This window comes from Methylobacterium sp. C33D (genome assembly GCF_053345825.1).
In genome coordinates this window covers 147,913-159,163 of sequence record NZ_JBKFAV010000014.1, presented here as the reverse complement: position 1 = coordinate 159,163, position 11,251 = coordinate 147,913, and the positions used below count along the sequence as shown (strand labels likewise).

Here is an 11,251-nt window from a genome sequence, read left to right as displayed (position 1 = left end):
GTGCCCGAGGCGGTGAAGCCCAGCGCCGTCTGGCTGCCGGAGTTCTGGAATTCGACGTCGGCCTGGGCGTTCAGGACGATCTTGGTGCCGGTGCTGTCGACCGAGAAGATCGCGCCGGCGCCGAAGGAGCCGCTGGACGAGGTCGAGGCCGAGCTGACCGCCGAGTTCAGGGCCGCGACGGTGGCGCTGATGCTCGAGGAGGCGGCGACCGTGGCGGAGACCGAGGTGCCGTTGATGGTCAGCAGGACCGTCTGGGAGGCGGTGCTGGCGCTGTAGGCGTTGGCGGCGGTGCCGGTGGTGGAGAGCTGGGTCGAGAGCGCCTGGCTGGCGATCGACTTCGCCTGGCTGACCAGCTTCTGGATCGAGGTGATGCCCTGGTTGGCGGCCTGGATCGACTGGATGCCGTTGGACACGCCGTCGAGGAGGGTGTTCAGGCTCGAGGAGCGTGCGTCGAGGGCCTGGGAGGTGAAGAAGTTGGTCGGGTTGTCGAGGGCGGAGTTGACCGTCTTGCCAGTCGCGAGCCGGTTCTGGGTGGTCGACATCAGCTGGGCGGTGTCCTGCAGCGAGAGCAGGTTCTGGCGCGTCGCAGCCGACAGGGTGATCGAAGACATGATTTGCTATCTTTCTGAGTCAACACGCCGCTTCTGCGGCAATCTCATGAGCAATAATGACGATGTTCGATCAAGCTCAATCTAGAAACAATTCAGAAATTGAATTAACAAAGTAAACAGGTCAATAACGAGTGCCGATATATTAATTTTTCTCCTGGTAGAATACGCTCTGCATTGATCGACCAGTGGTTGATATTTTGCAACCCGAGCCGGGGCAAGCGCAACGAAACCAACCCTACGTGAAGTCAGCAGCGCCTGTGAGCTATGTGGATTTGCTGCATCAGGTAGATGCTCACTCGGCGGACCGCTCAGCCGCGATATGGGACGGCATTCGTTGAGCTGCCGTCGGAAAAGCCAGAGCCGCCTCGCCGAAAGCCGGATCAAGCATTCTTCTTGCTCGGTGCCTGGATGTGAGGCGGTCACTGAAGGTAATGAGTGGCCTTCGACAGTTGGGATATTTGAGACCAAGACCAAAGAGCGAAGCTTGGTTTGCTGCAGCTGTCGCTCAAAAGCAGACCAGCGGGAATCCACCCATCAGAGACGTTCGCCGGGGCGCGGGTCGGCGGCCAACGATGGCCGAAAGCGGAACGACTGCTTCGGAGAAGGGCGGCTGCAAAGACCGACAAACCTCTGCTCACCCAAGGCTGCCACAAAGGTTGACGTTGGCGCATCCACGAAGCGCCGCTTCGTGAGATGCCGGCCGAGTCGAGCGCGCCGAGCGCTGGCCGCTCGGCAAGATCTCGTCTGGTCAGCCCGCGTCGGGGCCCTCTTCTTCGCGCGCTGTCGTGACGGCCTCTAGCGGCTCGACGTGCTCGTCGGGCCGCAGTACCACGACCTTGGTGTTCACAGGCACGCGCTCGTAGAGGTTGATGACGTCCTGGTTGAACATCCGGATGCAACCGGACGAGACGTTCGTGCCGATGGTATGCGGCTCGGTCGTGCGGTGAATGCGGTAGAGGGTGTCCCGGTCTCCGTCGAACAGGTAGAGCGCGCGTGGGCCGAGCGGGTTCGTTAGGCCCGGCGCCATGCCGTTGCGCCAAGGGCCGTTGCGCTCGGGCTCGCGCCGGATCATGTCAGCAGTCGGCGTCCAGCGCGGCCATTCCGCTTTGCGCCTGATCTCGGCGGTCCCGTTCCAGGCGAGACCGGCCTTGCCGACACCGACGCCGTAACGCAGGGCCCGGCCGTTCTCTCGTACGAGGTAGAGAAACTTGTTGCCCGGATCGACGACCACGGTACCCGGCGGCTCGCTGCGCGGGTATGCGACCTCCTGGCGGAAGTAGCGCGGATTGACCTCGCGGATGTCGGTCGCCGGCAGCGGGAAGCGCTCGGTGGGGTTCGCCCCGTACATGGCGAGAAAACTCGGGTGCATCGGCGCGACGCTGGCGATTGCCCCAGCGTCACGATCGGTCGCCATACAACCCGCCGCCAGCAGCGTGAGCGACAGCACGGAAACGCCGCGCAGCGCTCGGGCACGGGACGGGTGCAGGCCGTCGGAGAGGTGCTTCGTCATGGCTCTGTACTCATGTCCAGTCATAGCTTCGCGCTTATTCAACGGCCGTCACATTTTTTGCTGTTCCGATGTCGGGCACAAAGATATTCAGATAATATCCAGAGTAAATTATTTACATAACTCGATCATTTATTTAGCATGAAGGCTGCATCGACAGTGCGTCGACCTTGATAGCTTAGACGAGACGGAGATCTCGCGTTTACCTCTGAAGACGTCCGCGCCGCTTACGCGTGAACCGGCCGCTTCGAGCAAGCGACGGGCATGCTCGGCGACGGGCGGGTCATCGTGGCCCCGACGGCCGACATCGAGGCCCGCTGCAGTCTTCAGCCTTCGTACCAACGGAGAGCAGAGGGTCGAGAGGTGGCGAGCAAGACGGGGGCGACGAGCTCGGGGCCGGGTTGGCGGCCCTTGTGCTGCGCTGTTGTCTGCCCCAACCGTCACACGAGGCGCCCACCAGCTCACAAAGTGACGGTGCTTTACCGGTAGTGGGCTGCCGAGGGCCAAACTCGCCGGCCGGGCTCCCGGCGTTTTTACCGCGGACACGCAGGCCGTGGCTTGAGGCGCGGAACGCCGCGACCTTCCTGGGCGAACCCCAGGATCGATGCGCGCGTCGCTTCAACGAGTCCGGGATCGCGGAAGCCTTCCTGGTGCAAACCGCTTGTCTCCTACTTAATCCTCGTCCTGCCATCTGCGCAGATCAGTTTGGTCATGATAGGCCATTGGGTCCGGCGTTGTGATGAACTCCACCGTCGTGCCCCAGGGCATGCGGCAGTAGCAGACCTTGTTTCCCGGCCCTTTCTCGGTTGCATAGGGAATGGCGCGTGGCGCGGTGAGGGGGGTACCGCCGGCCTTTGCGAAGCGCTCGACCGAGGCGTCGATGTCGTCGGTGTAGAGACCGAAGTGGGTGATGCCGAAATCGCTCGCTCGGACCGGCTGGGCCTGTTCGGGGCCGTGCATCTCGAAGAGCTCGATATCGGGTCCGATTCCGATCCTGACCATCGCCTGCCCACGCACGACTGTTCCAGGGAATGCGCCGACGGCCCGCTCGAATTCGGGCCCCTGCCGCGGCGAGTCCTGCGGTCCGAAGGACTGATAGAGCACTTGGCCGCCCAAAGCTTCCACCAGGAACGATTTTGCTGCTTCGATGTCGGGCACCGTGATGCCGATATGATTGACCCCGCGAGGGACGGGTGCGGTCATGTTGGCTTTCCTTTCGTGATCGATCGCGATCCGCCCGGCCGACGACGACATGGGCGTGGAGTTTCAATTGGTCTTGAGGAAATCGATCAGGGCGGCCGCGACTTCGTCCGGCCGCTCATCCGCGACATAGTGGCTGCACCGCGCAATCGAGCCGCCCGTCACGTTGATCGCGAATTCCTTGAGCATCGGCACCATCTGCGCACCAAATCGCTGGTCTCCGCCGAGGCCGAGAACCGGCATTTCGAGCGGCTGCTTCTTGTACTCGAGCGCAGCCGCATGGTCGGCGCCGAGGGTGCGATACCATTCCATGCCGCCGCGGGTGCGGCCGGGAAGCGCCATCGCTTTCGCGTAGATCTCGATGTCCGCCGGATTGAAGGTGCTGTGATCGTAGAACCGCTCAGCCATGAATGTCGAAACATAGTCGTACTCGCGGCTATGGATCAGACGCTCGGGCAGATCCCGGTTCATATGAAAGCTGAAATGCCAGAGCCTCGCGATCGTCGCCTCCCACCCGGTCCAGCCGGGAAGCGGAACGTCGAGGACAGCGAGATGCGTGACAGCCTCTCGATGACGGGCTGCCTGCGACAAGGCCACCATGCCGCCGATGTCGTGTCCGCACACGGCGTAGCGGTCGTGGCCGAGGGCAACCATGACCTCGTACGCGTCCCGCGCCATCGTCGCCTTGTCATAGCCGTCGCGCGGGCAGGCGGAAAAGCCCGCGCCGCGCAGATCCATGGCCACCACGCTGAAATGCTCGGCCAGCAGCGGCATCACGTGGTGCCATTCCCACCATGTTTCCGGCCAACCATGAAGGAGCAGGATCGGCGGCCCTGAGCCTCCGGTAACGGCGTTGATCGTGATGCCATTCACTGGCACCAGCTGCTGGGTAAACCCTTTCAGAGTTGCGATCATGATCGCTCCCCAATCGATGGTGACGGTCCAGCAAAGCTCACTTTCAGCGCTCAGTGCTCGCTAGAAGCGGCGGCGAACGCGATGTTACGAATCGTCATATCGGCCATGATCGACCAGTCCTTCTCTCCAAGGCCCGCCAAGACAGCTCTGGTAAGTCCCTCGCGGACAGCTTCAAGCATCGGGAGCGTGCGCCCGGTCTGGTTGCCGGCCTCGATTGCCAGGCGCATGTCTTTGAGCGCGAGCTTGGCTTTGAAACCGGGCTCAAATGATCGGTTCGTGATCTGCGCGCTGTAGCTCTCATAGGCGCGGCCCGAGAAAAGCGTGCCCAGGATGAGTTCAAAGAAGTCCGCGCGGTCCAAGCCGACGCTCTCCGTCAGCACGACACCCTCAGCCATCACCTCGATAGCCATGGCAATCATCGCGTTGCAGGCGATCTTGGCAGCGTTCGCGCGCGCGGGATCCTCCCCCAACTTCCAGACCTTCTTGCTGATCGAAGCGAGCAACGGCTCGACCGCGGCAATCGCATCGGCCTTCCCAGCTGCCAGGATGTTGAGCTGGCCGTGCGCCGCTACGTTCGGTCGCCCGAGCACCGGCGCGGACACATAGCCGAGGGCCGCTTTTTCGTGCAGCAACTCCAGTTCTCGCGCGAAAGCGATAGAAATCGTCGATGTGATGACATGGGTCAGCCCCGGTCGCGCCCTTGCGAGCAGCCCGGCATCGAGGATGACCTCCCGAATGGCAGGATCGTCGGACAGCATCGTGAAGACTGCGTCGGCCTGGAATGCATCCGCCGCGAGCGGGACCAGCGTTATCCCGTGAACGCGATCCTGGGCGATCCTGCTACGGTTCCAGGCTCGCACCTCATGGCCTGCCTTCGCCAAGTTCAGGGCCATGGCTGAACCCATGCTGCCGAGACCGATAAACCCGATCTGCATGATCCATCTCTTGCCGTTCAGATGACAGCTGTGCGCGGGATCGGACGCAGGCCATTGAGCCAGCATCAGGCGGAGACCTGCGCCTTCAAATCTCGGCAGGAACCTATACGGTCAGATTTGTTCTTGTAGTGACGAAACTGTATTCCTCGCGTTCAGTTTTGTGCGGGTGTCGCGATGGAATGGAGTGACGTCAGGGTCTTTCTCGCTGTCGCGCGATCCGGCACGCTCGGCGGCGCCGCGCGTTCCCTTCAGACAAGCCATCCGACTGTCGGCAGGCGTCTGCGCGCGCTTGAGCAGGCGATCGGACACACGCTCTTTCAGCGGACTGCGGACGGTCTCGTCCTGACCGAAGAGGGGCACGGGATCATCGCGCTGGCGGAGCAGATGGAAGAAGGCGCGCTGGCCATGGAGCGCCGGCTCGCGGGGCAGGAGCAGAACCTCAAGGGCAGTCTGCGCATCTCATCGGCGGACTGGTTCGGGGCCTATGTCCTGCCTCCCATCTTGGCGGATTTCTCGAAGGCCTACCCCAATGTCGACGTCGAAATCCTGACTGGCACGCGCCTGTTCAACCTCGCACAGCGAGAGGCCGACGTCGCTTTTCGTATCGTGCCGTTCAACACTGCCGATGTCGTACAGCGTCGGCTCTTCAGGCTCGAATACGGCGTCTACATCGCCGAGGAGGCGCCAGACCCCGGATACGGCGATGGGACGGGTTTCCGGCTGATCACCCATGAGACATCGACGGGGCACTTCCCGGACATCGCGTGGCTCATCGAGAGTTTCCCCAACGCGAGACCGGTCCTGCGATCGAATAACCGCAACGTCCAAGGGCGCATGTGTAAGCAAGGCGTTGGCATCGCGGTCTTGCCGCGAGTCGTCGGCACTCAGATCCCTGGTATCCGCAGGCTGGAAATGCCGACGCAACCGCCCGCGCGAGATATCTGGATGGGATATCACCGAGATTTGCGGCGTCTTCGGCGTCTTCGTGCGTTCATTTCGACCGTATCGGACCATCTCGTGAACGCGACCGTATGATGTGCTGCCGCGGTCGGTTATCAGATAGCCGATGCGTGTCGGCGTCGAGCCATGACCACGGTGGATTCCCGCTAGTTATTTGCTAGAACACGAACATATGTATTCTCGATGGGGTCACGATCGGCGCCGATCGTGACCCCATATATCGGCGCGTTTCAAGTGATGCTGCAATGACTTAAGCGGGTTTGTGGGAGGGGCATCATTCGGCGCCGATCCACAAAGGATCGGACGGAGGCCGATGCGAAGTTCCGGAACCACATCTCCTCGGCGCAAGAGAGAGACGGTTCGCAGGGCAAGCCCGAGACCAGTTGCTGGCTGCTCGGGCCCAAGGCTGTCCAGGCCGGATCGCTCCATTGCGACTGGTGTCGCGGTAGGGCGATCGAGCTTGCGGGTCACGACTCGAATGCGGTCCACCCCGTCGACAAAAGGTGGAAAACGCACTTCGGGCAGCGGCGCTTCGCGGACAAGGCGCGGTATGCCCTGGTGATATCCTTGTCGGCGCCCGGGCATGCCGTCGATTTGTCCGCCGAGATATCGAACCTCGTCGCGCTGACGGCGGCCAAGATCCTGATCGGCAGATGATGCGTCACACGACCGTGCCGACGGGCATCCCACCAGCGGTGCGCGGAAGGCCTTCCCACCGAACGCGACAGTACGAGCTTCCGTGCGTGCGAATCGAGACCGGAGAGCGCAATCCACTCCTTCACGAAGGAATGACGGTGCCGATGGCGATCGCGGAAACGTGATTCGGCCAAGCGAGTAGTTCAGGCGTGTTGTATCAGCGTTGTATCGGCCCGCGCCGCGACCGTTGAAAGATGCGCGTCACGCCGAGCTCAAGTGATTGCTCCGGCTCGTGAAAACGGCTTGGAGCGGGTACCGGGAATCGAACCCGGGTATTCAGCTTGGAAGGCTGCTGCTCTACCATTGAGCTACACCCGCGCGGGCGGAGCGTTAGCACGCCGGGACGGCCGTGAGAAGGTGGGGCGGGATCGCCGCCGCGCCGGCGACGTCCCGAATCCGCGGCGTCGCCGGCCGGCTCACAGGCACGGATTCATGACCGGCTCGCGCGGGATGGAGAGCAGGTCGTCGACCTGGGCGCGCAGGCCCGCGGCGCCGCCGGTCCGCAGGGCCTCGTACATGGCCTCCGCGTCGCGGCCGCAGACCGCGCCGGGCCGCTGCTCCGGTTCCGTCGTCCCGTCGCGCGGCGGGACGGCCCTGTCCGGGGCGTTGTCGGCGATGAACCGATCGATGCGCGCGACGGCGGCGCGCAGTTCCTGCTGGAAGTCCGGGTCGGCGCCGTCGTGGCACGCCTGTCCGACGGCGCGCATCGCCTGCAGGATGCCGCGCATGCACAGCACCGCACCCTTGCCGGTCCGATCGACCTTCGTGACGGTGTCGCCGCGCCGGATGGTCTGGATCCCGTCCTCGAGCGCCTCCGCCGATCCCGGTCCGGCCTGCCCGGGAGCCTCCGAGGACACGGCCAGGAACGCGCAGGCCGCGGCGGCGCAGCCGACGATCAGGGATCGCGGTCGGGACGGCGTGCGTGTCGTCGGCCGCATGGATCCGGCGCCGTCTCCGCCGCGCGGCCGGGGAAACATCCGCGCCCGGTCAGCCCAGGCCCAGCGCGGCGCGCGCCTCCGCGGGCGTGGCGACGCGGCGGCCGTGGCGCGCCACCGCCGCCGCGGCGAGGCCGACGAGCTCGGCGTTGCTCGCCGCCAGCCGATCCTTCGTCACCCGGATGTTGTCCTCCAGGCCGGTGCGGACCGCGTCGGCGCCGCGGGCGAGCGCCCAGTCCATCACGGTCGCCTGGTTGCGGCCGATCCCGGCCGCCGTCCAGGTCGCCTCCGGCAGGATCCGCCGGGTCTCGGCGAGCAGGATGTCGAGGAGGTGCTCCTCGGCCGGCATCGCGTTCTGGACGCCCAGGACGAACTGCACGTGCGGGCGCGCGTCGATCAGGCCCGCCTCCACGAGGCGCTTGGCGCCGTGCAGGTGCGAGAGGTCGAAGATCTCGATCTCGGGCCTCACGCCGTACTGCTTCATCTGGCCGGCGAGGTCGGTCACGAGGCTCGCGGAATTCTCGTAGACGATCGTCGGGAAGTTCACCGAGCCAGTCGACAGGGAGGCCATGTCGGGCCTGTGCTTGAGCGAGAGGCCGCGGGCGGCCGGGTCGCGCCCGCGCCCGCCCGTCGAGAACTGGACGATCATCCCCGGGCAGTGCCGGCGCAGCCCCGCCTGCACGGCCGCGAACTTGTCCGGGTCGGAGGAGGGCGACTCGTCGTCGTTGCGCACGTGGATGTGGCAGAGCGTGGCGCCCGCCTCGAACGCCTGCTGCGTCGATTCGATCTGCTCGGGCACGGTGACCGGAACGGCCGGGTTGTCGGCCTTGCGCGGCACCGAGCCGGTGATCGCCACCGCGATGACTACGGGCGCGTCGCTCGGGGATCCTGCCATTCGCCTGTCCTCCCTGCCTCATCGGGCTTCCGCGACCGGGATAGCGCCGCGGGATCCGGATCTGAACCGCCCGGCGCGGGCGGCAGGTCCGTGCGCGGGACATCTCCGGCCGGATGACAGCCTGGACTTGAGTCTTGCGGGCGCTTGCCGCACCTCTCGACCCGCGAGGCACACGATGAACGACACCGTCCTGGTCCTGAACGGGCCGAACCTGAACCTGCTCGGCAAGCGCCAGCCGGAGATCTACGGCCGCGAGACGCTGGCCGACGTCGAGGCCCTGTGCCGCGAGACGGCCGCCGGCCTCGGCCTCGCGGTCGATTTCCGCCAGAGCAACGCCGAGCACGTGCTGATCGACGCGATCCACGAGTACCGCGTCGGCTCCGCCGGCATCGTCATCAACGCGGGCGCCTACACCCACACGTCGGTCGCCATCCTCGACGCGCTGAACACCTGCGAGGTGCCGGTGATCGAGTGCCACATCTCGAACGTCCACCGCCGCGAGGCCTTCCGCCACCACTCCTACATCTCCCTCGCCGCCACGGCCGTGCTGGCGGGGTTCGGCACGCACGGCTACGCGCTGGCGATCCGGCACCTCGCGCATCTGCGGGCCGGCAGACCTGCTTGAGGCGCGGATAGCGCCGCCGTCAGGGTTGACGCTGGCGGAGACAGGGCGGAGGAGGGCGGTCAGGCCTCATTTCCACGCACGCTCCCCGGCCGGACCGGTCCTCGCGGTCCCGGAGAGCGCCCCAAGCGGAGCCGCACGCCGCATGACCAGTCCCTTCCTGCCCCTCGACCGGAAAGTGATCGCCCGCGAGGCGGCCAAGATGTTCCTCGAGATCGAGGCCGTGCTCTTCTACAAGGACGAGCCGTTCAAGTTCACCTCCGGCTGGGCGAGCCCGGTCTACACCGACAGCCGGAAGATCATCTCGTTCCCGCGCCTGCGCTCGACGCTTATGGATTTCGCCACCGCCACGATCGTGCGCGAGATCGGCTACGAGAAGCTGACCCACATCGCGGGCGGCGAGACCGCCGGCATCCCCTTCGCGGCCTGGATCGCCGACCGGATGATGCTGCCGATGCAGTACATCCGCAAGAAGCCCAAGGGTTTCGGCCGCAACGCGCAGATCGAGGGCGAGATCGTCGAGGGCGCCCGGACCCTCCTGGTCGAGGATCTGGCCACCGACGGGCGCAGCAAGGTCAATTTCTGCAAGGCGCTGCGCGATTCCGGCGCCCAGGTCGATCACTGCTTCGTGCTGTTCTACTACGACATCTTCCCCGACAGCGCCGCGCTGATGCAGGAGATCGGCATCAAGCTCCACTATCTCACCACGTGGTGGGACGTGCTGGCGGTGGCCAAGGAGATGGGCACCTTCGACCCGAAGACGCTGGCCGAAGTCGAGAGCTTCCTCAACGCGCCGGCCGCGTGGTCGGCCGCCCATGGCGGCATCTCCGCCTTCGGCCAGTCCTGAGGAGGGATCGCGATGGGCGTCGCCGAGCTGTTCCCCGCCGAGCGCCAGGCCGCGGAGACGGTCGACCGGATCACGATCCGCCGGCCGGATGACTGGCACATCCACCTGCGCGACGGCGCGATGCTGAAGGCGGTGCTGCCCTACACGGCGGCGCAGTTCGCCCGGGGCATCATCATGCCGAATCTCGTGCCGCCGGTGACCACGGTGGCGGCCGCGCAGGCCTACCGGGAGCGCATCCTCGCCGCGTTGCCGGAGGGCCAGGATTTCACGCCGCTGATGACCTGCTACCTGCGGGACGACACCGATCCGGACGAGATCGAGCGGGGTTTCGCCGAGAAGGTCTGGGTCGCCGCCAAGCTCTACCCGGCCGGCGCGACCACGAACTCGCACGCGGGCGTCACCGACCTCCTCGGGATCGCGCCGGTGCTGGAGCGCATGGAGCGGATCGGCATGCCGCTGCTGATCCACGGCGAGGCGACCGACCCGGAGATCGACATCTTCGACCGCGAGGCCGCCTTCATGGAGGGCAGCCTGATCCCGCTGCTCGGCCGGCACCAGGGGCTCAAGGTCACCGTGGAGCACGCCACCACGGCGGAGATCCTCGACGTGGTCCGGGAGCACCGGACCCGGTGCGCGGCGACGATCACCCCGCACCACCTCGTGATCAACCGGACCCATATCTTCCAGGGGGGACTGCGCCCGCACCTGTACTGCCTGCCGGTGGCCAAGCGCGAGCGGCACCGGCTCGCCCTGCGCCGGGCCGCGACCTCCGGCGAGGCCTGCTTCTATCTCGGCACCGACACCGCCCCGCATGTCCGCGGCGCCAAGGAGGCGTCCTGCGGCTGCGCGGGCGTGTTCTGCGGCCCCTCCGCGCTCCAGACCTACGTGCAGGTCTTCGACGAGGAGGGCGCGCTGGACCGGTTCGAGGCTTTCGCCTCCCTCAACGGTGCCCGCTTCCACGGGCTGGAGCCCAATGCCGGGACCGTCACCCTGGAGCGCCGGGAGAGCCGCATCGCCGAGGCCGTCGCGGTCGACGACACGGCGGTGGTGGTGTTCCGGGGCGAGGAGACGCTGCCCTGGTCGGTGGCCTGACCGCCCAGGCTGAGGACAGCGCACCGTCATCGCGAG

11 protein-coding genes and 1 tRNA gene are annotated in these 11,251 nt (G+C 65.7%); 4 read left to right on the top strand and 8 right to left on the bottom strand.

Going from position 1 to position 11,251, the window contains the following annotated elements; all coding sequences use genetic code 11:
- The 5 genes from ACLBXO_RS13665 to ACLBXO_RS13645 form a co-directional block, all read right to left on the bottom strand.
- A partial coding sequence (locus tag ACLBXO_RS13665) for a flagellin N-terminal helical domain-containing protein (protein ID WP_447685688.1) occupies positions 1 to 611 on the bottom strand: 611 nt, incomplete at its 3' end.
- Positions 612 to 1,359: 748 nt separating this feature from the next.
- A complete protein-coding gene (locus ACLBXO_RS13660; RefSeq protein ID WP_447685687.1) occupies positions 1,360 to 2,121 on the bottom strand; it encodes a L,D-transpeptidase in 762 nt (253 codons plus the stop codon).
- Positions 2,122 to 2,790: 669 nt separating this feature from the next.
- The gene (locus tag ACLBXO_RS13655) at positions 2,791 to 3,321 is read right to left on the bottom strand and encodes a VOC family protein (RefSeq protein ID WP_331312955.1); all 531 of its coding nucleotides are present in this window, start codon (positions 3,319 to 3,321) and stop codon (positions 2,791 to 2,793) included.
- A gap of 63 nt (positions 3,322 to 3,384) precedes the next feature.
- Positions 3,385 to 4,233 (bottom strand): alpha/beta fold hydrolase, encoded by an 849-nt coding sequence (locus tag ACLBXO_RS13650; protein WP_331312954.1) that lies wholly within the window; start codon positions 4,231 to 4,233, stop codon positions 3,385 to 3,387.
- Between the two features lie 50 nt (positions 4,234 to 4,283).
- Positions 4,284 to 5,168, bottom strand: coding sequence for an NAD(P)-dependent oxidoreductase (locus ACLBXO_RS13645; protein WP_447685686.1), 885 nt, complete (start codon positions 5,166 to 5,168; stop codon positions 4,284 to 4,286).
- Between the two features lie 174 nt (positions 5,169 to 5,342).
- Between ACLBXO_RS13645 and ACLBXO_RS13640 the strand changes: the two genes are divergently transcribed.
- A complete protein-coding gene (locus ACLBXO_RS13640; protein ID WP_447685685.1) occupies positions 5,343 to 6,203 on the top strand; it encodes a LysR family transcriptional regulator in 861 nt (286 codons plus the stop codon).
- 865 nt (positions 6,204 to 7,068) lie between these two features.
- Here the strand turns inward: ACLBXO_RS13640 and ACLBXO_RS13635 are convergent.
- The 3 genes from ACLBXO_RS13635 to ACLBXO_RS13625 all read right to left on the bottom strand — a co-directional run bounded on the left by ACLBXO_RS13635 (position 7,069) and on the right by ACLBXO_RS13625 (position 8,654).
- Positions 7,069 to 7,142, bottom strand: a tRNA-Gly gene (locus ACLBXO_RS13635).
- Positions 7,143 to 7,240: 98 nt separating this feature from the next.
- A complete protein-coding gene (locus tag ACLBXO_RS13630; RefSeq protein ID WP_331312951.1) occupies positions 7,241 to 7,762 on the bottom strand; it encodes a hypothetical protein in 522 nt (173 codons plus the stop codon).
- Positions 7,763 to 7,811: 49 nt separating this feature from the next.
- The gene (locus tag ACLBXO_RS13625) at positions 7,812 to 8,654 is read right to left on the bottom strand and encodes a 3-keto-5-aminohexanoate cleavage protein (RefSeq protein WP_447685684.1); all 843 of its coding nucleotides are present in this window, start codon (positions 8,652 to 8,654) and stop codon (positions 7,812 to 7,814) included.
- A 175-nt stretch (positions 8,655 to 8,829) separates the two neighbouring features.
- Here ACLBXO_RS13625 and aroQ point away from each other — a divergent pair, with 175 nt between their 5' ends.
- From aroQ to pyrC, 3 genes are all read left to right on the top strand, one after another.
- A complete protein-coding gene (aroQ, locus tag ACLBXO_RS13620; protein WP_091977797.1) occupies positions 8,830 to 9,279 on the top strand; it encodes a type II 3-dehydroquinate dehydratase in 450 nt (149 codons plus the stop codon).
- Between the two features lie 142 nt (positions 9,280 to 9,421).
- Positions 9,422 to 10,123, top strand: coding sequence for an orotate phosphoribosyltransferase (locus ACLBXO_RS13615; protein WP_331312948.1), 702 nt, complete (start codon positions 9,422 to 9,424; stop codon positions 10,121 to 10,123).
- A 12-nt stretch (positions 10,124 to 10,135) separates the two neighbouring features.
- The gene (gene pyrC / locus ACLBXO_RS13610) at positions 10,136 to 11,215 is read left to right on the top strand and encodes a dihydroorotase (protein ID WP_447685683.1); all 1,080 of its coding nucleotides are present in this window, start codon (positions 10,136 to 10,138) and stop codon (positions 11,213 to 11,215) included.
- Positions 11,216 to 11,251 lie beyond the last annotated feature (36 nt).

What these genes read in the sequence shown, in the direction of transcription:
- ACLBXO_RS13660 (WP_447685687.1), bottom strand. Translation starts at nt 2,121, where the DNA reads ATGACGAAGCACCTCTCCGACGGCCTGCACCCGTCCCGTGCCCGAGCG.
- ACLBXO_RS13655 (WP_331312955.1), bottom strand. Translation starts at nt 3,321, where the DNA reads ATGACCGCACCCGTCCCTCGCGGGGTCAATCATATCGGCATCACGGTG.
- ACLBXO_RS13650 (WP_331312954.1), bottom strand. Translation starts at nt 4,233, where the DNA reads ATGATCGCAACTCTGAAAGGGTTTACCCAGCAGCTGGTGCCAGTGAAT.
- ACLBXO_RS13645 (WP_447685686.1), bottom strand. Translation starts at nt 5,168, where the DNA reads ATGCAGATCGGGTTTATCGGTCTCGGCAGCATGGGTTCAGCCATGGCC.
- ACLBXO_RS13640 (WP_447685685.1), top strand. Translation starts at nt 5,343, where the DNA reads ATGGAATGGAGTGACGTCAGGGTCTTTCTCGCTGTCGCGCGATCCGGC.
- ACLBXO_RS13630 (WP_331312951.1), bottom strand. Translation starts at nt 7,762, where the DNA reads ATGCGGCCGACGACACGCACGCCGTCCCGACCGCGATCCCTGATCGTC.
- ACLBXO_RS13625 (WP_447685684.1), bottom strand. Translation starts at nt 8,654, where the DNA reads ATGGCAGGATCCCCGAGCGACGCGCCCGTAGTCATCGCGGTGGCGATC.
- aroQ (WP_091977797.1), top strand. Translation starts at nt 8,830, where the DNA reads ATGAACGACACCGTCCTGGTCCTGAACGGGCCGAACCTGAACCTGCTC.
- ACLBXO_RS13615 (WP_331312948.1), top strand. Translation starts at nt 9,422, where the DNA reads ATGACCAGTCCCTTCCTGCCCCTCGACCGGAAAGTGATCGCCCGCGAG.
- pyrC (WP_447685683.1), top strand. Translation starts at nt 10,136, where the DNA reads ATGGGCGTCGCCGAGCTGTTCCCCGCCGAGCGCCAGGCCGCGGAGACG.